Genomic DNA, 19565 nt, shown 5'->3' on the forward strand with positions numbered 1-19565 from the left:
CGCCTCCCGCAGGACCAGGGACGACCACGCCGGCATGGTCGTCGTCGACCGCCTGTCGAAGAGCTTCGGTGCGGTGCACGCCGTGAAGGACCTGTCCTTCGCGGTGGGTCCCGGCCGGGTGACCGGGTTCCTCGGTCCCAACGGCGCCGGCAAGACGACGACCCTGCGGATGCTGCTCGGGCTGGTCAGCCCGAGCGGCGGCTCCGCGACGATCGACGGGCGCCCCTACCACCAGCTCCACCGTCCGCTGCGGGTGGTCGGCGCCGCTCTTGAGGCAGCGAGCTTCCACCCTGGGCGGACCGCCCGCGACCACCTGCGCGTGTACGCCCCGCAGGTCGGCGTCCCCGACTCGCGCTGCGACGAGGTGCTCGCGATGACCGGGCTGACCGAGGCCGCTCGCCGCCGCGTCGGCGGCTTCTCCCTGGGCATGCGGCAGCGCCTCGGCCTGGCCACCACCCTGCTGGGCGACCCCCGGGTGCTCGTCCTCGACGAGCCGGCCAACGGCCTGGACCCCGAGGGCATCGCGTGGCTGCGGTCCTTCCTGCGTCATCTCGCGCGCGAGGGGCGCACCGTCCTGGTCTCGAGCCACGTGCTCTCCGAGGTCCAGCAGACGGTCGACGACGTGGTCATCATCGCGCGCGGACGGCTCGTGCACTCGTCCTCCCTGGCCGAGCTCGACGCCCAGACCGAGCGAGCCGTCACGGTCCTCTCGCCCGACGGCGAGGGCCTGCGGACCCTGGTCGAGGACAGGTGGCCGGGGAGGTGGGAGACGATCGACCGTCCGGGCGCCGGAGCAGGAGCCGGGGCGGTGCTCGTCCGGGACGTGGACGCCGCGAGCGTCGCGCCGCTGCCTTCGCCGCACGTGTCGAGCTCTACGAGCTCGCGACCCGCACCGTCGACCTCGAGGACGTGTTCCTCCGGCTCACGGGTCAGGCGCCGGCCGAGGACCGGGAGAGCGACACGACGGGAGCCGTCGCATGATCGCCGCACTGCGGTCCGAGCTGCGCAAGACGATGACCACCCGGATGTGGTGGGTCCTCCTGCTCACGATGGTCGGATACATGGCCTTCCTCGCGGGCGTGATGGCCTTCGCCTTCGCCTTCGAGGCCCCCGGGGCCGGGGTGGGGGCGACGCCGGGCCCGGAGAGCCCGGAGGGGATGGCGCTGGCCCCGCTGGACCTCGCGCTCACCGTCTACACCCTCGCCCCCACGCTGGGCTACGTGTTCCCCGTGATCATGGGCGCGCTCTCCGTCTCCGGGGAGTTCCGCCACATGACGGTGACCCCGACCCTCCTGGCCGAGCCGCGCCGCTCGGTGGTGCTCGGGGCCAAGCTCCTCGCCGGCCTGCCGATCGGGCTCCTCTACGGGGTGGTGGGCACGCTCACCACGATCGGCACCGGCGCGGCGGTCCTCGCCGCCCTGGGCGAGGACCCGATGCTCACCGACCCCGAGGTGCTCAGGACCGCGGCCTTCGCCGTGCTGGCGATGACCGTGTGGGCCGTGGTCGGGGTCGGCTTCGGGGCCGCCCTGAAGAACCAGGTGGTCGCGGTCGTCGTCGTCCTGGCCTTCACCCAGCTCGTCGAGCCCACGATCCGCTTCGCCCTCGGCTTCGTGGAGTCCCTCCAGGGAGTCCCGAAGTGGCTGCCCGGGGCAGCCGGTGAGGCGATCGCGGGCGCGAGCCTCTACAGCGCCTCCGGGATCAACGAGCTGCTCCCCCGTGGGCAGGGCCTCGTGGTCCTGCTCGGGTACGCCCTCCTCCTCGCGGCAGTCGCACGGCTCACGACCCTGCGCCGGGACATCACCTGACCACGTGGCGGACGTGAGCCTGGTCACACGGGCCACCCCCCGGCCCCCGCCGCACGCCCCCGTGCGGCCTACCTTGGCGCAGCAGGGCCCCGCTGTTTGCGTCGGCATTGCCCCGGGGCGACCGCGGGGTGACGAAGCCGGCGCCAGGGCCACGGACACGGTCCGGCAGGGCCGCGCCGAGCGCGTCACACGGGCCGACGTGGCCTAGGGTTGGTGCCAAGAGCAGGGCCGTGCGACGACGCAACGGCCGAAGGTCCCGTGGTGGAAGTGGGCGAACCCGGAGTGTCCCAGAAGGCCGATCCAGACGCTGCTACGCAGTTCGGTGCGAACCAGTGGATGGTGGACGAGCTGTACGAGCAGTACCTGGCCGACAAGCACGCGGTCGACCCCGCCTGGTGGGAGTTCTTCGAGGACTACCGCCCGGGAGAGGGCAGCGCGACGAACGGCTCCCCGCGCCCCCGTCCCGCAGCAGGGGCCGCCGAGGGCGAGCAGGCAGCCTCCGCGCCCCGGGAGACCGCCCCGCGGGCCGAGGCCCCCAGCAGCGCCACGGCCACCTCGACGTCGGCAGAGCGCCCGTCCGCTTCCTCGGAGCAGGCCTCAGGCACGGCCGTCCCGACCGGGTCCGAGCAGGGAAGCCCCGGCAGCGCTCCCACCTCGCCCCAGGAGCGGCCGGCCCCCGACGCCCAGGCACGCCGCTCCCCCGCGCAGGCCACCCCGCGGACCCCGCGAGACCCTGACACCTCGGTCGCCCCGCCGGTGGCCTCTGCCCAGCCCGCGACCGCCCCGTACGCCGAGGTCCCCCAGGCGATCCTCGAGACCGATGAGCGTCCTGAGCCGGCCGTGCAGCGCCTGCGCGGCCCGGCGGCCCGCGTCGTGACCAACATGGAGGCGAGCCTCGAGGTCCCGACCGCGACCTCCGTCCGCGCGGTCCCGGCCAAGCTCATGGTCGACAACCGCATCGTCATGAACAACCACCTGGCGCGCACCCGGGGCGGCAAGGTCTCGTTCACCCACCTCATCGGTTACGCCGTGGTCGAGGCCCTGGCCGAGATCCCGGCCATGAACGCGGGCTACACCCTCCAGGACGGCAAGCCTGCCGTGGTCCAGCCCGGTGCGGTCAACTTCGGCCTCGCCATCGACCTGGCCAAGCCCGACGGCTCTCGCCAGCTGCTCGTGCCGAGCATCAAGAGCGCCGACACGATGGACTTCGGCCAGTTCGTCGCCGCGTACGAGGACGTGGTCCGACGCGCCCGCAACGGCAAGCTGACGGCCGACGACTTCGCCGGCACCACGATCACCCTGACCAACCCGGGGACGATCGGCACGGTCCACTCGGTGCCTCGGCTCATGGCCGGCCAGGGGACCATCATCGGTGTCGGCGCGATGGACTACCCCGCCGAGTTCCAGGGCGCCTCCGACGAGCAGCTGGCCCGTCTCGGCATCTCGAAGGTCCTGACGCTGACCTCGACCTACGACCACCGGATCATCCAGGGCGCGCAGTCCGGAGACTTCCTGCGCCTGGTGAGCGCGAAGCTGCTCGGCGAGGGCGGGTTCTACGACCGCGCGTTCACGGCGATGCGGATCCCCTACGAGCCCGTGCGCTGGGTCCGGGACAACACCGTCGACGCCGACACCGAGCAGGCCAAGCCCGCGCGGATCGCCGAGCTCATCCACTCCTACCGCTCGCGCGGCCACCTCATGGCCGAGACGGACCCGCTGGCCTACCGGCAGCGGACCCACCCCGACCTCGACATCCAGAACCACGGCCTGACGCTGTGGGACCTCGACCGCGTGTTCCCCACGGCCGGGTTCACGGGGAAGCCCAAGGCCAAGCTGCGCGAGATCCTCGGGCTGCTCCGGGACTCCTACTGCCGGACCATCGGCTTCGAGTACATGCACCTGCAGGACCCGCGCCAGCGCCGGTGGCTCCAGGAGCGGCTCGAGTCGGGGTACGCCCGGACCCCACGCGAGGACCAGCTGCGGATCCTGCGCCGCCTCAACGCGGCCGAGGCCTTCGAGACCTTCCTGCAGACCAAGTTCGTCGGGCAGAAGCGCTTCTCCCTCGAGGGTGGCGAGTCGCTCATCCCGCTCCTCGACGCCGTGCTGTCCAAGGCTGCCGAGGGTGGCCTCGACGAGGTCTGCATCGGCATGTCCCACCGCGGACGGCTCAACGTGCTCGCCAACCTCGCGGGCAAGAGCTACGCGCAGATCTTCGCCGAGTTCGAGGGCAACCAGGACCCGCGGAGCGTCCAGGGCTCCGGGGACGTCAAGTACCACCTCGGCACCGAGGGCACCTTCACGGCTGAGTCGGGGGCCACCACGGCGGTGTACCTCGCGGCCAACCCCTCGCACCTCGAGGCCGTCGACCCCGTGCTCGAGGGCATCGTCCGCGCCAAGCAGGACCGGATCGACCTGGGCGGCGACGGCTTCTCGGTCCTGCCGATCCTCATCCACGGCGACGCGGCCTTCGCGGGCCAGGGCGTGGTCGTCGAGACCCTCAACCTCGCCCAGCTCCGTGGCTACCGCACCGGCGGCACCGTCCACGTGATCGTCAACAACCAGGTGGGCTTCACCACCGGCCCTTCCTCGTCCCGCTCGACGCACTACTGCACCGACGTGGCCAAGGGGCTCCAGGTGCCGATCTTCCACGTCAACGGTGACGACCCCGAGGCCTGCGTCCGGGTCGCCGAGCTCGCCTTCGAGTACCGCGAGCAGTTCGACCGCGACGTCATCATCGACCTGATCTGCTACCGGCGCCGCGGGCACAACGAGGGGGACGACCCCTCGATGACCCAGCCGCTGATGTACAACCTCATCGAGGGCAAGCGCTCGGCGCGCAAGCTCTACACCGAGGCCCTCGTCAGCCGCGGGGACATCACCGTCGACGAGGCCTCGCAGGTGCTGCAGGACTACCAGAGCAGGCTCGAGCAGGTCTTCACCGAGACGCGGGACGGCGGGTACACCCCGCCCCCGTCGAGCGAGCCGATCGCCGGGCTCGAGAAGCCCGAGTCCCAGCTCGAGGACGCCGGGATCATGGTCGGATGGAAGACCGCCGTCGACCCCGAGGTGCTGCACCGCATCGGGCGGGCGCACGTCCGCCCGCCGTCAGGCTTCACCGTGCACCCCAAGCTCAGCCAGCTGCTCACCAAGCGCGAGCAGATGTCCCGCGAAGGTGGCATCGACTGGGGCTTCGGCGAGCTCCTCGCCTTCGGTTCGCTGCTGCTCGAGGGCACCCCGGTGCGCCTCGCCGGCCAGGACTCGCGTCGCGGCACCTTCGTGCAGCGTCACGCGGTTCTCCACGACCGCGAGTCCGGGTCCGAGTGGACCCCTCTGCTCTACCTCTCGAGCGACCAGGCGAAGTTCTGGGTGTACGACTCCTCGCTCTCGGAGTTCGCGGCGATGGGCTTCGAGTACGGGTACTCGGTCGAGCGCCCCGACGCCCTGGTGCTCTGGGAGGCCCAGTTCGGTGACTTCGTCAACGGTGCGCAGACGATCATCGACGAGTTCGTCTCCTCGGCTGAGCAGAAGTGGGGCCAGCGTTCCTCGGTGGTCCTCCTGCTGCCGCACGGCTTCGAGGGGCAGGGCCCCGACCACTCCTCGGCCCGGATCGAGCGCTTCCTGCAGCTGTGCGCCGAGGAGAACATGACCGTCGCGGCGCCGAGCACCCCCGCCTCGTACTTCCACCTGCTGCGACGACAGGCCTACGACCGACCGCGTCGTCCGCTGGTGGTCGCGACGCCCAAGTCGATGCTGCGGCTCAAGGCTGCCGCCTCGCCGGTCGAGGAGTTCACCTCGGGCACCTTCGAGCCGGTCCTGCCGGACCCGTACCTGCCCGACCCGGCCTCGGCCGACCGGGTGCTGCTGTGCTCGGGCAAGGTCTACTACGACCTCCTGGCGCACCGCACCAAGGTGGGCGACGACCGGACGGCGATCGTGCGTGTCGAGCAGCTCTACCCGCTCGAGGCCGAGGACCTCGCCCAGGCCCTCGCGCCGCACGGCGAGGCCGAGCTGGTCTGGGTCCAGGAGGAGCCCGCCAACCAGGGAGGCTGGACCTTCGTGGCGCAGCACCTGCCCGAGGCTCTCGGACGCGAGCTCCGTCGCGTCTCGCGGGCCGCCTCCGCGTCTCCGGCTGCAGGGTCGAGCAAGATCCACGCGGCCGAGCAGAAGAGCATCGTCGAGGAGGCCTTCGCCCGGTGAGGGCTCGGCGCGTCAGCGGGCGGCGGCAGCAGTCCGTCGCCCGACGGCGAGCGAGCTGGACCCTGCCGGGACCGCCTGGTCCGGCGCACGGGGCGTGAAGGTCCGCCGATAGGCCTGCGGGCTCGTCCCGAGGGTCCGGGCGAAGTGGTGCCGCAGGGCTGCCGCAGCACCGAACCCGGTGCGTCGGGCGATCTCCTCGACCGGGAGTCCGGTCTGCTCGAGCAGCTCCTGGGCACGCAGGACGCGCTGACGCGAGGTCCAGTCCGCCGGGGTGGTACCGGTCTGGGCGCGGAAGCGGCGCGCGAAGGTCCGCTCGGACATCTGGGCCATGCGCGCGAGCCGCGGGACGGTGATCTCCTCGTCCAGGTGCGCCACGACCCAGTCGAGCACAGGGGTCAGCTCCCCTCCCTCGCAGGGCAGCGGGTTCTCGATGTACTGGGCCTGACCACCGTCGCGGTGCGGCGGGACGACCATGCGTCGCGCCACGACGGCGGCGGCCGCCGCGCCGAGCTCGTGCCGCACGAGGTAGAGGCCCGCGTCGATCCCTGCTGCCGTCCCTGCGCTCGTGATGATCGTGCCGTCGTGGACGTACAGCACCGACGGGTCGACCTCGACCTCGGGGTACTGCGCGGCGAGCTCGTCGGAGTACATCCAGTGGGTGGTGCAGCGGCGGCCGTCGAGCAGGCCCGCCCGCGCCAGGGCGAACGCGCCGCTGCACACGCTCAGGATCCAGGCCCCACGCGCGTGAGCGGCGCGCAGGGCCTCGAGGACGGGCTCGCCGAGCTCGACGTCCGCACCGTAGGCCGGGACGGCCACCAGGTCGGCGGTCTCGGTGGCCTCGAGACCCGCGTGAACGACCAGCTCCATCCCCACCTTGGTGGGCACGACGCCAGGGGTCGGTGTGCACAGGGTGAGCTCGAAGGATGGTCCGCCCGTGTCGCTGCGGTCGATGCCGAAGATCTCGCAGACCACTCCCAGCTCGAACGGCGCGAGGCCGGGAAGGACGAGGGCGGCGACGGTGCGGAGCATGCGACGAGTCTCGCACCCCAGTGGCGGCATGTCGACGGTTGCTGTCGTTCCTGCCACTCGTGGCGGGATTCCGTGGTGCGGAGACTTTCTGCCATGCTCCTTTCTCTCGTCCTCGTCGCCCTGCTCGCCCTCCTGCTCCTCGGGGTGGTCGCCGCCGTCGTGCGGGCGGTCCACCACGACGGGTACGGCCTCCGCCCCCCGCCGCGCTCTCACCTGCCGTGGGACGGCCCACCCCCGACCTCGTGGCCCTGAGCGGCGTCCCCACCGCATCGCGTCCCGGGGCCAGGACGGCGCGGCCCGCGCGTCGGCGGGCCCTGCGGCCCCCCGGTCGGCGAGACTGTCCCCACCGGACGACCGAGGAGGACTGGTGGGTGACCGCGCGCTGCGCATCTGCGTGATCGGCGACGAGCTCGTGGCAGGGACGGGCGACCCCAAGGGCCTCGGCTGGGTCGGTCGCGTCGCCGCCCGCACCCCGGCCGACCCCCTCCCCCTCATCATGACCCTCGCGGTGCCCGGGGAGACGACGACGGCCCTGAGCGCTCGCTGGGAGTCCGAGACCACGCTGCGGCTCGGCCCCACCCCGCCCGAGGGCGGCAACCACCTCGTCGTGGCCCTGGGACGGGCCGACCTGGCGGCAGGGATCTCCCTCGCACGGAGCCGGCTCAACCTCGCCAACATCCTCGACGTCGCTGACCAGCGTCGCCTGTCGACCTTCGTCGTCGGGCCGCCGCCCACCGCTCACGAGGAGCCTGAGCGACAGGCCGAGCTCTCCGCGGCCTTCGCCGACGTCACCCGGCGCAGGCGGGTGCCCTACGTCGAGACCTACGCCCCTCTGGCCCAGCACGAGCAGTGGCTCGCCGACCTCGCGGCCGGGGACGGGGCCACGCCCGGGCAGGCAGGCTACGGCCTCATGGCCTGGCTCGTGCTGCACAGCGGCTGGCACCACGCCCTCGGCCTGCCCGAGGACGCCGCCTGACACCTGCTCGCCGTCGGACGGCGCCGTGGCGCCAGCACTGGGTGCACGCGCCGACGCAGGTCAGTGCACGATCCCCGCGGCCCGCAGCTCGACGGTGAGGTCCTGCGGGTTGCTCGCCACGGTGCAGGCCTCCTCGTAGGTGACGACCCCGTCCCCGATGAGCGTGAAGAGGTGCTGGTCGAAGGTCTGCATCTTGTAGTACTCGCCCTCGGCGATGAGGTCCCGCAGCGGCGGGGCGTTGTACGGGTCGACGATCGCCTCGGCCGTACGGCCGGTGTTCACCAGGACCTCGATCACCGCGGCACGCCCCGACCCGTCGGCCTTGCGGACCAGCCGCTGGGAGACGACGCCACGCAGGGCCTGGGCGAGGGCGCTGCGGACCTGCTTCTGCTCGTGCGGCGGGAAGAAGTCGACGATGCGGTTGATCGTCTCCTGAGCGTCGATCGTGTGCAGGGTGGACATCACGAGGTGGCCTGTCTCGGCCGCCGAGAGGGCCGCGCGCACCGTCTCGATGTCACGCATCTCCCCGACCAGGATCACGTCGGGGTCCTGACGCATGGCGGCGCGCAGCGCGACCGTGAAGTCGGCGGTGTCGTGGCGCACCTCGCGCTGGGAGACGATCGCCTTCTTGTCGTGGTGCAGGATCTCGATCGGGTCCTCGATGGTGACGATGTTCACCTCGCGGTAGGTGTTGACCAGGTCGACCATCGACGCGAGGGTCGTCGTCTTGCCCGAGCCGGTGGGGCCCGTGACCAGCACGAGGCCGCGCGGCTCGAGGGCGAGCTCGCCGACGACCTCGGGCAGCCCGAGGTCCTCGAGGGAGGTCGCGCCGACGGCCACCCGGCGGAAGACCAGCCCCTGGGTCCCCCGGGCCTGGTACGCGTTCACACGGAACCGCCCGACCCCCTCCAGCGAGTACGCGAAGTCCGCCTCGTGGGTGCGCTCGAACTCCTCGACCAGCTGGGCGGGCAGCACCTGCGCGACCATGTAGTGGGTGTCCTCGGCCTCCAGGTCGGGGACCTGGAGGCGTCGCAACCTCCCGTCGACCCGCAGCCGCGGCGCCGAGCCGACCTTGCAGTGCAGGTCCGAGCCGCCGCTGCTGGCCAGGGCGTGCAGGAGGGGGATCACGGACTGGGGTGCATCGCTCACCCTGTGATGATCGGGCGGAGGGGGTGCGGACTTGAGCCCCGAGGACGAACCCGCGCCGCCGGTGTGGGACCATGGGTGCTGCTGATCGGCCGATCGGTCTGTCTGAAGGAGTCACCCATGAGCAAGCGCGGTCGCAAGCGTCGCTCCCGCAAGGGCAGCGCCGCCAACCACGGCAAGCGTCCCAACGCCTGAGAGACGGCGTCGGGCCGGAGCGGTGGATCCCTCGGGGGTCCACCGCTCCTGTCGTCTCCGGGGACGTCCGTCCCGTGCGCGGACCGGCGTGGCCTCCCGGGGAGCCCAGACCGGCTCCGGCACGTCAGCCGCGTTCGTCGACCTGGATGCGCAGGACGGTCAGCTGCTGCCGGATCCGCAGGTGGAGCTCGACCGGGGCCGCCTCGTGGCAGGACCTGCGCACGAGCTTCTTGAGGTGGTCCTCGACGTCGTACTCGCTCAGGCAGGGCTCGCAGTCGGCGAGGTGCTGACGGATCCGGTCTCCCTCGACCTCGTCGATCTCGGCGTCGAGGAAGTCGAACAGCCGGGACAGCGCCTCGGAGCAGTCGACCGGACCGCGCTCACCCTCGGGGCTACGGTGCTCGCTCTGGCTCATGACGAGCTCCCCTCGGACGAGGCGCTCGGGACCATGCCCCGCTCGCGGGCGTAGTCCGTCAGCAGCTCGCGCAGCTGGCGCCTGCCGCGGTGCAGACGGGACATCACGGTGCCGATCGGCGTGCCCATGATCTCGGCGATCTCCTTGTACGCGAACCCCTCGACGTCGGCGAGGTAGACCGCGAGGCGGAAGTCCTCACCGATGGCCTGGAGGGCCTCCTTGACGTCGCTGTCGGGGAGGTTGTCCAGGGCCTCGGTCTCGGCCGAGCGCAGCCCCGTCGAGGTGTGCGAGGCCGCTCGGGCGATCTGCCAGTCCTCGACGTCCTCGGCCCCCGACTGGAGCGGCTCGCGCTGCTTCTTGCGGTACGTGTTGATGAAGGTGTTCGTCAGGATCCGGTAGAGCCAGGCCTTGAGGTTGGTGCCCGGCCGGTACTGGTGGAAGGCGGCGAACGCCTTGGCGAAGGTCTCCTGGACGAGGTCCTCGGCGTCCGTCGGGTTGCGCGTCATGCGCAGGGCGGCCGAGTACAGCTGGTCGACGTAGACCAGTGCCTCGTTCTCGAACCGGGCCGTGCGTGCGGCGGCGTCCTCCGCGTCGGGGGCCCGGTGGGTCTCGGAGCTCATCAGGGGTGAGCCTAGCCGTCCGTGGGCGGCGAGGTCGGGGTAGCCGACCACCGGCCACCGCGCAGGGGGGTGCGAGGTCACGACGAGCGAAGTCATGGGAGAAGAACGCACCCGGGCCGTGCAGACATTCCCGACCGCTCCGTCCGCGCCAGGGTGCCTGCGGGGCACGGAGGCGTTAGCGTGCGATGAAGACCGCCGTGACCCGCGACACAAGGAGTTCACCGATGCTCGTCCGTCGGATCGCCCGCCCACTGTTCGCGGCGGTGTTCGTCGCCGAGGGCCTCGACGCGGTACGCCGCCCGCAGGCCCACGTCGACCGCACCGAGGCCGCCTGGCAGCGGCTCGAGAAGCGCACGGACCTGCCCCCCGCTCCCCCGACGGCGCGTCTGCGGACCTTCGTGCGGGCGCACGGCGCGGCGATGACCCTCGCGGGCGCCATGCTGGCCCTGGGCAAGGCCCCCCGTCTCGCCGCCCTGACCCTCGCGGTGCTGACCCTGCCGGCCGCCGCGGTCAACCAGCCCTTCACCTCACCCAAGGCGGGCCACGGTGACGGGCCCGGCGAGAACCTCCAGCGCCGGGTGCTCCGCGAGCGCTTCGTCCGGAACCTGTCGATGGTGGGCGGCGCCCTGATCGCAGCGATCGACACCGAGGGGCGCCCGGGTCTGACCTGGCGCGTCCAGCACGCCCGGGTGGACCACGCGGCCCACGACGCCCGCAAGGCCGTCGCCTCGAGCATGAAGGACGCCCGCAAGGCCATCTCCTGATCACCGGCCACGTCGGCGGCCGCCACCTCGGTAGCCTCGGGGCATGACCGCGACCCACCTCGACTCCCCCTGGCCGGCCCCGACGGGGAGCGGCCCGCTCGACGCGGTGGTGGAGGTGCCGGGCTCGAAGTCCCTGACCAACCGCTACCTGGTGCTCGCGGCCCTCGCCGAGCACCGAGGGGTGCTGCGCGGGGCTCTCGCCTCCCGGGACACGCTGCACATGGCCCGGGCCCTCGAGAGCCTCGGCGCCCGCGTGGTCCAGGACGGGAGCGACTGGACCGTCGAGCCGATGCCGGCCGACGCCGACCTCCGGCCCGGCGACGAGCCCGTCGAGGTCGACTGCGGCCTGGCCGGGACCGTCATGCGCTTCCTCCCCGCCGTGGCAGCCCTGACACGGCGGCCTGTCCGCTTCGACGGTGGGCCGACCGCACGGGTCAGGCCCATGGGGCCGGTGCTGGACGCCGTGCGCGCGCTGGGCGCCCGCGTCGACGACGGTGGCCGGGGCACCCTGCCCTTCACGGTCACCGGCCCGGGCCGGGTGCGGGGCGGGCAGGTGGACGTCGATGCGAGCGTCTCCTCCCAGTTCGTCTCCGGGCTGCTGCTGGCCGGGGCACGGTTCGACCAGGGCCTCCTCCTGCGGCACACGGGCCCGACGCTGCCGAGCGTGCCGCACATCGAGATGACGGTCGCGGTGCTGCGCGCGGCCGGCGTCGAGGTCGACGACAGCCGCCCGTACATCTGGCAGGTGTCCCCCGGGCCGATCGCGGCCCGCGACGTGCGCGTCGAGCCCGACCTCTCCAACGCCGCCCCCTTCCTGTGCGCGGCCCTGGTGCTGGGCGGCTCCGTCAGCGTCCCGGGCTGGCCGACGCACACCACCCAGCCCGGCGGTCTGCTGCCCGAGCTCCTCACCGCGATGGGTGGGACGGCGCGCCTCGAGGACGGCGTGCTCACCATGACCGGCACCGGTGAGGTCAGGGGCATCGACGTGGACCTCCACGAGGCGGGCGAGATCGCCCCGACCATCGCGGCCCTGGCCGTCCTGGCCGACTCCCCCACACGACTGCGCGGCATCGCCCACATCCGCGGCCACGAGACCGACCGGCTGGCTGCCCTCGCGACCGAGATCACCCGCCTGGGTGGCCAGGCCGAGCAGACGACCGACGGGCTCGTCATCACGCCCCGCCTGCTGCACGGTGCCCGCGTCGAGACCTACCACGACCATCGCATGGCGACCGCTGCGGCCCTCATCGGCCTCAAGGTCCCCGGTGTCGAGGTGGTCGACGTCGGCACAACCGCCAAGACGCTCCCCGACTTCGTCGGGATGTGGACCGCGATGCTCGGCGACGCGACGCCCGGACCGCGATGACCCGACGACGGTACGACGAGAGCGACGTCCGGAGCCGCCCCAACCCCCGCGGCTCCCGGCCACGGACCAAGCAACGTCCCGAGCACGCCGAGGCCCAGCCCGCCCTGATCACCCAGGTCGACCGGGGCCGCTACACCCTGCTCGTGCTCCCTGAGACGCCGCAGGAACAGGTGGTCGTCGCGATGAAGGCCCGCGAGCTGGGGCGCGAGCGGCTGGTCTGCGGGGACCGCGTCGAGGTGGTCGGCGACACGACGGGACGCCCGGGTTCCCTCGCCCGCATCGTGCGGCTGACCGAGCGCCGGACCCTGCTGCGACGCACGGCCGACGACACCGACCCGGTCGAGCGGGTGATCGTCGCGAACGCCGACCAGCTCGTCATCGTGACGGCCCTGGCCGACCCCGAGCCCCGCACCCGGATGATCGACCGCTGCGTGGTGGCCGCCTACGACGCCGGCATGTCGGCCCTGCTGTGCCTGACCAAGGCCGACCTCGCCGACCCGGCCGAGCTCGTCGCGATGTACCAGCCCATCGGTGTCGAGGTGGTCGTGACCTCGCGGACCGAGGGGGCCGGCGCGGTGCTCGGCCTCGACGAGGTCCGCTCCCACCTGGTCGGCCGCACCTCGGTGCTGGTGGGCCACTCCGGGGTCGGGAAGTCGACCCTCGTCAACGCCCTCGTCCCGCGCGCCGACCGCGCCACAGGGGTGGTCAACCTCGTCACGGGCCGTGGACGGCACACCTCCTCCTCGGCGGTGGCCCTGCGGCTGCCCGCGCACGACGGCTGGGTCATCGACACGCCCGGGGTCCGGTCCTTCGGTCTGGCGCACGTGCAGGTCGACAGCCTGCTCGCCGCCTTCGGGGACCTCGCCGAGGTGGCCACCCGGGAGTGCCCCCGCGGGTGCACCCACGCCGCCGACGCCCCGGACTGCGCCCTCGACGCCTGGGTCCTCCAGGGTGAGGACCCCACGACGACGGCGGCCCGCGAGGCCCGCGTGGACTCGATGCGTCGCCTGCTGACCGCGCGGAACGGGGCCGACACCCCCTGACCGTCGCCGCCACGCGCGGTGACCGGACGATACGGTGCAGCCATGTCCTTGCGCTCCGGCTACGACGACGACCTTCGGCTCGCCCACGTCATCGCCGACCAGGTCGACTCGATGACCATGTCCCGCTTCCGGGCGCAGGACCTGCAGGTCGACACCAAGCCCGACACGACCCCCGTCACCGACGCCGACCGCAGGGCCGAGGAGATCGTGCGCTCGCAGCTCGGCCGGACCCGCCCTCGGGACGCGGTGCTGGGTGAGGAGCTGCCGGACACGGGGCACGGCCCGCGCCAGTGGGTGGTCGACCCGATCGACGGCACCAAGAACTTCGTGCGCGGGGTCCCGGTCTGGGCCACGCTCATCGCCCTGATCGACGAGGGGCAGCCGGTCCTGGGCGTGGTGAGCGCCCCCGCCCTCGGGCGACGCTGGTGGGCGGCCTCGGGCTCCGGGGCGTGGTCGGGGCGCTCGCTCGCCGCCGCGACCCGCCTGCAGGTCTCGCAGGTGAGCCGGCTCGAGGACGCGTCCCTGTCCTACTCGAGCCTGAGCGGCTGGGAGGAGGACGGGCGGCTCGAGGGCTTCCTCGACCTCACGCGCAGCGTGTGGCGGACCCGCGGGTACGGGGACTTCTGGTCCTACATGCTGGTCGCCGAGGGGGCTGTGGACATCGCTGCCGAGCCCGAGCTGGCCCTGCACGACATGGCCGCGCTGGTACCCGTCGTCACGGAGGCCGGGGGCCGGTTCACCTCGATCACGGGCGTGCCGGGTCCCTTCAGCGGTTCGGCCCTGGTGACCAACGGGCGTCTGCACGACCAGGTCCTCGCCCTGATCGACCCCTTCGGCGAGGGCTAGCAGCGCCGACCGGCTACCGCGGGGACGGACCGGCGAGGCCGGCCAGCTCGCTCACGTCGTACCAGAGCAGGTCACGCTCCGCGAGACGGTCGAGGGCCGACTCGTCCTCCGCGAGCGCGGCCTCGACCTCAGGCCCGGCCGCCACCTCGTCGACGTGGGCGCAGGCCACGGCCTCCCAGGCCACGGGGGCGGTCAGCCGGACGAGGCTGGGGGCGTGCTCCTCGCCTGCCGGGACGGCCTCGACATCGGACTCGGGGACGTCTGCCGCGACGACCAGGCGGCGGCGCGGTGCGGCCGCGTCCTCGGCGAGCAGGTCGAGGCTGTCGTCGGCGGCGAGGAGCTGGGCGGCGTACTCGAGGCCTTCGTCGTCCTCGTCGGGCAGGGCGGCCCGCAGGCCCGGGGTCACCGCGTGGACCAGTCGGGGCTCGAGCGTCGCGGCGCGCAGCTCGGTCACGGTCGAGGGCAGGTAGATGCGCACGCGCTCAGTGTGCCCCGGCGGGGGCGTGCCGGGCGAGCACCACGCGGGCGAGGTCGGCCATCGCTCGCCGCACCGTCGAGGTGGGGGCGTGCTCGACGAGGGTCTGCGCGGCGAGCAGGGCTCCGTCGCAGACCGCGGTGTCCTCCGGGAGGAGATGCACCTCGGCGACCCCGGCGTAGCGCCTCAGGGCTCCGCGCACCGCGTCAGCGGGCTGGGGGCCGCTGGCCGAGGCGCGCAGCCGGTTCACCACGACCACCCGTGCCTGCTCGGGAACCCCGAGCTCGGCCAGGTCCGCGAGGCCCCGCACCAGCCGCTGCAGCCCGATCGGGTCCCCCGTGCCCACCGCGACGACGACGTCGGCCTCGGCCAGGGCGGACAGGGTCGCGGCGTTGCGCCGTGGTGCACGGGTGTCGTAGCTGAGGGCCTCGTCCTGCTCGAGGCTGAACCCCACGTCGACCACGGTCCACCGGGCCAGCTCACGAGCCACCTGCCACACCACCTCGAGGCTCGAGCTCGGGAGCTCGGGCCAGCGGTCGGCCCTGCCCAGGCCCGTCAGGACCCGAGGCCCGCCCTCGAGGACCGGGCTCAGGGCGCCGAGCCCGTGCGCGTCCAGCCGCCCTGTCGCGGCCAGCCGTGCGGCAGCGGCGAGGCCGGGCGACTCGTCGAGGAGGCCGAGCCGCTGCGCGAGCGTCCCGCCGTAGGTGTCTGCGTCCACGAGGAGGACCTGCCCGGGCTCGAGTCCTGAGGCGAGCTCGCTCGCGATCCCGAGGGCCGTGGTGCTGCGGCCTGGAGCGCCCGTGGGGCCCCAGACGGCGACCAGCCCGCCACGGACGGCGAGGACGGGCACCTGCTGCGGCTCCCTCGCACCCTCCTCGGGGGACGCCTGCCCGTCACTCACGGCGCCCCGGTCGAGGTCTGCGCGCCGCACGGTGTCGACCGGGGTGGTCACCCGACCGTTCCCCGCGGCGTCGCTGACGGCGAGGGGGTGCTCGCGTCCTGCGCTCGAGGACCGGTCCGTGCCCAGAGCCCTCGACGCGGGCTCGGCCCCCCGGCTGCCAGGACGGCGCCCGGTTCGGTCGGCCTCGTCGAGGAGGGCGACCACGAGACCACCCACCCCCTCCCCTCCCGCACCGGTCACGGCGTCCGCTCCCAGGCCCCCTGGCTCCAGGGCTCCGCCGCCCCGTGGCTCAGGGACGAGCACGACCCAGGCGCCCGAGCCGTGCAGATGCCGGACCGACTCCCGGTCCAGGCCGGGGAGATCCGTCGAGACCACGGCGACGCGCCCCAGTCCTGCGGCCGCCGCTGCGAGCAGCTCGGCCAGGTCGGCGCAGCGGCGCGTGACCTCCGTCCGACCGTCCGGGCGAGCGAGCTCACGGACCACCGCGGTCTCCGTCGCGCCGCGCACCGCGCAGAGGACCCCCGCGCTCATGGGCGTCCGGCCACGCCGGGGACGTGGACGAGCTCGACGGCCCCCTCGGCCGCGAGGGCACCGAGCACCAGCGGAAGGTCGTCCACGGGGACGAGGACGTGCACCGTCGGGCCCTGCTCGACCGTGAACGCGCCCGTGTCCACGCTCAGCTCGGCGACCGTCAGCGAGTCCGCGACGCGCTGCGGGGCCCCGTCCTCCGGGACGTGCCACAGCTCGACCACGCTGCCGACCGCGACCTGCTCCGAGACGGCGCGGGCAGGCCGGACCGCGAGGGGTCGAAGCCCCAGGTCGACGTCGGTGGACAACGCCGTCCACGGCACGAGCTCCCCGGCCCCGACGGTTCGCACCACCGTGAGCCCCGACGGCAGCTCGTCGCCTGGGGCCAGGTACAGCGCACCGTCCTCCGGGAGCCGCACCTGACGCACGTCGAGATCCTCGGTCTGGACCGTGCTCCCGGGGACGAGGGCGTCGCGGGCGACGAGGACCGGAACCGTGCGGCCCGCCGTGGCCACGAGCCACGAGCCGAGGGCGACCGACAGGGCCACGAGGACGAGCCCGACGAGGAGGCGCGGGTCCCGCCAGCCGGGCCTGCGCAGCCTGACCGCACTGGGGAGCGGCGCCCCTCCGGCGTGACCGGAGCCGACAGGCTCCGGTGCGTGCACGCTCGTCGTCTGCATGGCCCCTGCTCCCCGGGGCGTCACCCACCGGGGGTGACACGCCGTGTCGGTCTGTGCTGGTCTGCGCACATCATGCCCGTTCTGCACCCCGGGCCACGAGCCGCCCTGCGCGACCCTGTGGACGACGCGTCCGAGGAGGACCTGCGTGGGAGACTTCGGGGCATGGCAGCGCGATTCCTCACCCTGGCCGACGTGACCGAGATCCTGAACATCTCGGCGGCGCAGGCCTACGCCCTGGTGCGCACCGGGGAGCTTCCTGCCATCCAGATCGGCGGCCGCGGCCAGTGGCGCGTCGAGTCCACCGAGCTCGAGGCGTACATCCAGCGGATGTACGCGCAGGCCCGCTCGCGGATCGATGCCGGCCAGATCGACGAGAGCCCCTCGACCTCAGAGACTGCTGATCAGGTCTAGGCCGCCGAAGGCCAGCACCTGGCTGCGCCCGGTCGGCCGTCCCGAGTCCTCGTAGGCGAGGGCCACGTCGAGGTGGTCCGCCCCCACCACGTCGACCCGGCCGAGGTGCTCCCCCGCCACCGTGCGGACCCGGACCAGGCTCCGGTCGCGGGCCACCGCCCGCACGGCATGGCCGAGGCCCAGCCGACGCAGCACGCCGTCCTGGGAAGCCGCCGCGCCACCAAGACCGCTCAGCCCGACCACGGCTCCCATCGGCACGAGGTGCTCACGACCCGAGGCCAGCAGGTGCACCCACGCCGGTCCCACGTCCTCGACCCGTCCGGTGAGCAGCAGGCCTGACCGCAGCGTGACCGTGAGCTCCTCGCCGCGGCTGCCTCGCAGGCGGTCGGCCAGGGACACGGTGGCCCGCTCGGCCCGCGTCAGCTCGGCGACCTCGTCAGCCCGGTCCTGCGCATCGGCGGCCGCGAGCTGCGCCTCCATGTCGGCGAACAACGACTCCCAACGCATCGCACCACCGTAGGGCAGCGCCGTATCCACATGTCGGCAACGGGACTGGACACGGACATCAGTCGTCAGACAGAGTCTCTCGACATCAGAGAGCACCAAACGCGATCAAACGTCATCACAAGCGTCCCAGGGGCACGAAGGAGCATCATGACCTCGAGCACCAGCCCGCACCCGGGTCGACGCCCCGGCGCGCTCCGGGCGGGGGCCGCGACCGGCTCCCTCGGCCTGGCCGCCCTGACCCTGGCGGGTGCTGCTGTCGACGCCGTGGCCAGGGCCTCGGCCCCCGGCGCGGGCCCCGACGCCTGGGTCGCGGCAGCAGCGATCGCGGTCGGGCTCGTCGCCGTGGCCGTGCTCGGTCTCGGCTGCGCGCTGCTCCTCGCGGCGGCGCTCACCCGGTCGGCGGCCCGGACGTCGCGGTGGCTCGAGGCCACGGCCTCACACCTCACCCCCGCCGTCCTGCGCCGCGCCCTCGCGGTCACCGTCGGCACGGGGCTGAGCCTGGGCGCCGGGGTCGGCGCCGCGACGGCGCAGGAGGTGGACCTCGGGTGGGAACCCACCGCGAGCCAGGCCACCCTCACCGCCGAGGGCGACGAGACGGTCGAGGGCTCCGGAGAGAGGGCGGCGCTCGAGCAGCCGCACTCGGCCCACGGCCCCGAGGCTGTCCCCGAGGCTCTCGGCCCGGACGCCCTCGCCCGCGCCTCCCACGCAGACGCCGCGACGGTCTCGCTCGCCGAACCCGCGCAGGGGGCGGTCTCGGTCACGGCGGAGGCGCAGACGGCGGCTCCGGGCAGCGCCGAGGCGGCGAACGTGACCGTCGCCCGGGGCGACACGCTCTGGGACATCGCCCAGGCCCACCTCGGTCCCGGGGCGACCGCCGAGCAGGTCGCGCAGGCGTGGCCAGCCTGGCACGAGGAGAACCGCGAGGTGATCGGCGCCGACCCGCACCTGATCCGCGCGGGACAGGTGCTCGCGGTCCCCACCACGGGACCGGGCGCCGACGACGCGACCTCACCCACCCCCGACACCACCCGCTGACCCGGCTCGACGCCACCCGCAGCACACGACACCCATCAGGCCCGACCCCGGAGGACCACCATGAGCACCGCCACCCTGCGCCGACCGGCCCCGCGCACCGCAGCACCGGGACTCGACAAGACCCGCCGGTCCGGACCACCACGCCGCGCGCCGCGCCTCCTCCTTCCGCCCCGGCGCGAGCCGACGGCGAGCGCCCTGCCCGCTCCCCAGCTCTCCCTGCCCGGGCTGCGCCCCGTCCACTCGGCCGTGACCGAGCAGGCCTGGGCTCACGCCCTGCGCCGACCGGGCCCGGCGGGCCCCTCGCTGCCCGACCCTGCGACCGTGTGCGGACCTGTCGTGCTCGCCGCGGTCGAGGCGCTCGTCGGCGGCCGGCCGTTGACGCAGCTGGTGCGCTGGGTCACCCCCCAGGTCTACGAGGCGCTGGGGGCCCGGCTGCGGGACTGCGGTCCGCGTCCGGGGGCCGTGCGTCGGGCCACCGTGCTGCGCTCGCACCTGTGCCGCGTCTCACCGACCGTCGCCGAGGCGAGCGTCGTCATCCACGACGGCGTCCGGGTGCGTGCGGGGGCGCTGCGCCTCGAGGTCCACCGCGGGCACTGGCGGGCGACGGTCCTCGAGATCGGCTGATG

Annotated in this window: 21 protein-coding genes and 1 pseudogene; 14 read left to right on the forward strand and 8 right to left on the reverse strand. The window is 73.6% G+C overall.

Annotated features, from left to right (window positions below):
• Nucleotides 1-34 precede the first annotated feature (34 nt).
• From J4G33_RS03615 to J4G33_RS03625, 4 genes and pseudogenes are all read left to right on the forward strand, one after another.
• Nucleotides 35-529, forward strand: a pseudogene (locus J4G33_RS03615) (ATP-binding cassette domain-containing protein); the annotation flags it as partial.
• Nucleotides 530-762: 233 nt separating this feature from the next.
• The gene (locus tag J4G33_RS16980) at nucleotides 763-981 is read left to right on the forward strand and encodes a hypothetical protein (protein ID WP_243758379.1); all 219 of its coding nucleotides are present in this window, start codon (nucleotides 763-765) and stop codon (nucleotides 979-981) included.
• On the forward strand, nucleotides 978-1805 hold the full coding sequence (locus J4G33_RS03620) for an ABC transporter permease (RefSeq protein WP_208054495.1): 828 nt from the start codon (nucleotides 978-980) through the stop codon (nucleotides 1803-1805). The genes J4G33_RS16980 and J4G33_RS03620 overlap by 4 nt, the downstream gene beginning before the upstream one ends.
• 336 nt (nucleotides 1806-2141) lie before the next feature.
• A complete protein-coding gene (locus J4G33_RS03625; protein WP_243758380.1) occupies nucleotides 2142-6002 on the forward strand; it encodes a multifunctional oxoglutarate decarboxylase/oxoglutarate dehydrogenase thiamine pyrophosphate-binding subunit/dihydrolipoyllysine-residue succinyltransferase subunit in 3861 nt (1286 codons plus the stop codon).
• Nucleotides 6003-6014: 12 nt separating this feature from the next.
• Here the strand turns inward: J4G33_RS03625 and J4G33_RS03630 are convergent, their stop codons facing one another.
• Nucleotides 6015-7031, reverse strand: coding sequence for a GlxA family transcriptional regulator (locus J4G33_RS03630; protein WP_208054496.1), 1017 nt, complete (start codon nucleotides 7029-7031; stop codon nucleotides 6015-6017).
• A 93-nt stretch (nucleotides 7032-7124) separates the two neighbouring features.
• Here J4G33_RS03630 and J4G33_RS03635 point away from each other — a divergent pair, with 93 nt between their 5' ends.
• Entirely contained in the window at nucleotides 7125-7283 is a 159-nt protein-coding gene (locus J4G33_RS03635; RefSeq protein WP_208054497.1) for a hypothetical protein, read from the forward strand.
• A 115-nt stretch (nucleotides 7284-7398) separates the two neighbouring features.
• Complete coding sequence (locus tag J4G33_RS03640; RefSeq protein WP_208054498.1) at nucleotides 7399-8007, forward strand: GDSL-type esterase/lipase family protein; 609 nt, start codon at nucleotides 7399-7401, stop codon at nucleotides 8005-8007.
• A 60-nt stretch (nucleotides 8008-8067) separates the two neighbouring features.
• Here the strand turns inward: J4G33_RS03640 and J4G33_RS03645 are convergent, their stop codons facing one another.
• Nucleotides 8068-9156 carry a type IV pilus twitching motility protein PilT gene (locus J4G33_RS03645; protein ID WP_208054499.1) on the reverse strand — a complete coding sequence of 363 codons (1089 nt, stop codon included), beginning with the start codon at nucleotides 9154-9156 and terminating at the stop codon, nucleotides 8068-8070.
• Nucleotides 9157-9273: 117 nt separating this feature from the next.
• Here J4G33_RS03645 and J4G33_RS17915 point away from each other — a divergent pair, with 117 nt between their 5' ends.
• Entirely contained in the window at nucleotides 9274-9348 is a 75-nt protein-coding gene (locus tag J4G33_RS17915; protein WP_156968370.1) for a 50S ribosomal protein bL37, read from the forward strand.
• Between the two features lie 124 nt (nucleotides 9349-9472).
• On the opposite strand, the gene rsrA is transcribed toward J4G33_RS17915, so the two are convergent.
• Nucleotides 9473-9763: a mycothiol system anti-sigma-R factor gene (gene rsrA / locus J4G33_RS03650; RefSeq protein WP_208054500.1), complete on the reverse strand. Its 291-nt coding sequence runs from the start codon at nucleotides 9761-9763 to the stop codon at nucleotides 9473-9475.
• A complete protein-coding gene (locus J4G33_RS03655; RefSeq protein WP_372434947.1) occupies nucleotides 9760-10479 on the reverse strand; it encodes a sigma-70 family RNA polymerase sigma factor in 720 nt (239 codons plus the stop codon). The genes rsrA and J4G33_RS03655 overlap by 4 nt, the downstream gene beginning before the upstream one ends.
• A gap of 128 nt (nucleotides 10480-10607) precedes the next feature.
• On the opposite strand from J4G33_RS03655, the gene J4G33_RS03660 reads away from it, so the two are divergent.
• Genes J4G33_RS03660 through hisN form a run of 4 tightly spaced genes read left to right on the forward strand, consistent with a single transcriptional unit; the run spans nucleotide 10608 to nucleotide 14402 of the window.
• Nucleotides 10608-11147, forward strand: coding sequence for a DoxX family protein (locus J4G33_RS03660; protein WP_208054502.1), 540 nt, complete (start codon nucleotides 10608-10610; stop codon nucleotides 11145-11147).
• Between the two features lie 43 nt (nucleotides 11148-11190).
• Nucleotides 11191-12513 carry a 3-phosphoshikimate 1-carboxyvinyltransferase gene (gene aroA, locus J4G33_RS03665; RefSeq protein WP_208054503.1) on the forward strand — a complete coding sequence of 441 codons (1323 nt, stop codon included), beginning with the start codon at nucleotides 11191-11193 and terminating at the stop codon, nucleotides 12511-12513.
• Complete coding sequence (gene rsgA / locus J4G33_RS03670; RefSeq protein ID WP_208054504.1) at nucleotides 12510-13556, forward strand: ribosome small subunit-dependent GTPase A; 1047 nt, start codon at nucleotides 12510-12512, stop codon at nucleotides 13554-13556. The genes aroA and rsgA overlap by 4 nt, the downstream gene beginning before the upstream one ends.
• Nucleotides 13557-13598: 42 nt before the next feature.
• Nucleotides 13599-14402: a histidinol-phosphatase gene (gene hisN, locus J4G33_RS03675; protein WP_208054505.1), complete on the forward strand. Its 804-nt coding sequence runs from the start codon at nucleotides 13599-13601 to the stop codon at nucleotides 14400-14402.
• A 13-nt stretch (nucleotides 14403-14415) separates the two neighbouring features.
• Here hisN and J4G33_RS03680 read toward each other — a convergent pair whose 3' ends face one another.
• Genes J4G33_RS03680 through J4G33_RS03690 form a run of 3 tightly spaced genes read right to left on the reverse strand, consistent with a single transcriptional unit; the run spans nucleotide 14416 to nucleotide 16986 of the window.
• A complete protein-coding gene (locus J4G33_RS03680) occupies nucleotides 14416-14880 on the reverse strand; it encodes a DUF6912 family protein (RefSeq protein ID WP_208054506.1) in 465 nt (154 codons plus the stop codon).
• 4 nt (nucleotides 14881-14884) lie between these two features.
• Entirely contained in the window at nucleotides 14885-16309 is a 1425-nt protein-coding gene (locus J4G33_RS03685) for a CpaE/TadZ family protein (protein ID WP_208054507.1), read from the reverse strand.
• On the reverse strand, nucleotides 16306-16986 hold the full coding sequence (locus J4G33_RS03690; protein ID WP_208054508.1) for a hypothetical protein: 681 nt from the start codon (nucleotides 16984-16986) through the stop codon (nucleotides 16306-16308). The genes J4G33_RS03685 and J4G33_RS03690 overlap by 4 nt, the downstream gene beginning before the upstream one ends.
• Nucleotides 16987-17148: 162 nt before the next feature.
• Between J4G33_RS03690 and J4G33_RS03695 the strand changes: the two genes are divergently transcribed.
• Nucleotides 17149-17397, forward strand: coding sequence for a helix-turn-helix domain-containing protein (locus tag J4G33_RS03695; protein WP_208054509.1), 249 nt, complete (start codon nucleotides 17149-17151; stop codon nucleotides 17395-17397).
• Here J4G33_RS03695 and J4G33_RS03700 read toward each other — a convergent pair.
• Nucleotides 17374-17904, reverse strand: coding sequence for a hypothetical protein (locus J4G33_RS03700; protein WP_208054510.1), 531 nt, complete (start codon nucleotides 17902-17904; stop codon nucleotides 17374-17376). The genes J4G33_RS03695 and J4G33_RS03700 overlap by 24 nt on opposite strands.
• A 147-nt stretch (nucleotides 17905-18051) precedes the next feature.
• On the opposite strand from J4G33_RS03700, the gene J4G33_RS03705 reads away from it, so the two are divergent.
• Nucleotides 18052-18939: a LysM peptidoglycan-binding domain-containing protein gene (locus J4G33_RS03705; RefSeq protein WP_208054511.1), complete on the forward strand. Its 888-nt coding sequence runs from the start codon at nucleotides 18052-18054 to the stop codon at nucleotides 18937-18939.
• Between the two features lie 60 nt (nucleotides 18940-18999).
• A complete protein-coding gene (locus tag J4G33_RS03710; RefSeq protein WP_208054512.1) occupies nucleotides 19000-19563 on the forward strand; it encodes an Rv3235 family protein in 564 nt (187 codons plus the stop codon).
• Nucleotides 19564-19565: the final 2 nt, after the last annotated feature.

Origin of the sequence: Actinotalea soli (assembly GCF_017565425.1) — a bacterium.
Lineage (GTDB): Bacteria > Actinomycetota > Actinomycetes > Actinomycetales > Cellulomonadaceae > Actinotalea > Actinotalea soli.

What these genes read in the sequence shown, in the direction of transcription:
- J4G33_RS03620 (WP_208054495.1), top strand. Translation starts at nt 978, where the DNA reads ATGATCGCCGCACTGCGGTCCGAGCTGCGCAAGACGATGACCACCCGG.
- J4G33_RS03625 (WP_243758380.1), top strand. Translation starts at nt 2,142, where the DNA reads ATGGTGGACGAGCTGTACGAGCAGTACCTGGCCGACAAGCACGCGGTC.
- J4G33_RS03630 (WP_208054496.1), bottom strand. Translation starts at nt 7,031, where the DNA reads ATGCTCCGCACCGTCGCCGCCCTCGTCCTTCCCGGCCTCGCGCCGTTC.
- J4G33_RS03635 (WP_208054497.1), top strand. Translation starts at nt 7,125, where the DNA reads ATGCTCCTTTCTCTCGTCCTCGTCGCCCTGCTCGCCCTCCTGCTCCTC.
- rsrA (WP_208054500.1), bottom strand. Translation starts at nt 9,763, where the DNA reads ATGAGCCAGAGCGAGCACCGTAGCCCCGAGGGTGAGCGCGGTCCGGTC.
- J4G33_RS03655 (WP_372434947.1), bottom strand. Translation starts at nt 10,479, where the DNA reads ATGACTTCGCTCGTCGTGACCTCGCACCCCCCTGCGCGGTGGCCGGTG.
- J4G33_RS03660 (WP_208054502.1), top strand. Translation starts at nt 10,608, where the DNA reads ATGCTCGTCCGTCGGATCGCCCGCCCACTGTTCGCGGCGGTGTTCGTC.
- aroA (WP_208054503.1), top strand. Translation starts at nt 11,191, where the DNA reads ATGACCGCGACCCACCTCGACTCCCCCTGGCCGGCCCCGACGGGGAGC.
- rsgA (WP_208054504.1), top strand. Translation starts at nt 12,510, where the DNA reads ATGACCCGACGACGGTACGACGAGAGCGACGTCCGGAGCCGCCCCAAC.
- hisN (WP_208054505.1), top strand. Translation starts at nt 13,599, where the DNA reads ATGTCCTTGCGCTCCGGCTACGACGACGACCTTCGGCTCGCCCACGTC.
- J4G33_RS03685 (WP_208054507.1), bottom strand. Translation starts at nt 16,309, where the DNA reads ATGAGCGCGGGGGTCCTCTGCGCGGTGCGCGGCGCGACGGAGACCGCG.
- J4G33_RS03690 (WP_208054508.1), bottom strand. Translation starts at nt 16,986, where the DNA reads ATGCAGACGACGAGCGTGCACGCACCGGAGCCTGTCGGCTCCGGTCAC.
- J4G33_RS03695 (WP_208054509.1), top strand. Translation starts at nt 17,149, where the DNA reads ATGGCAGCGCGATTCCTCACCCTGGCCGACGTGACCGAGATCCTGAAC.
- J4G33_RS03700 (WP_208054510.1), bottom strand. Translation starts at nt 17,904, where the DNA reads ATGCGTTGGGAGTCGTTGTTCGCCGACATGGAGGCGCAGCTCGCGGCC.
- J4G33_RS03705 (WP_208054511.1), top strand. Translation starts at nt 18,052, where the DNA reads ATGACCTCGAGCACCAGCCCGCACCCGGGTCGACGCCCCGGCGCGCTC.
- J4G33_RS03710 (WP_208054512.1), top strand. Translation starts at nt 19,000, where the DNA reads ATGAGCACCGCCACCCTGCGCCGACCGGCCCCGCGCACCGCAGCACCG.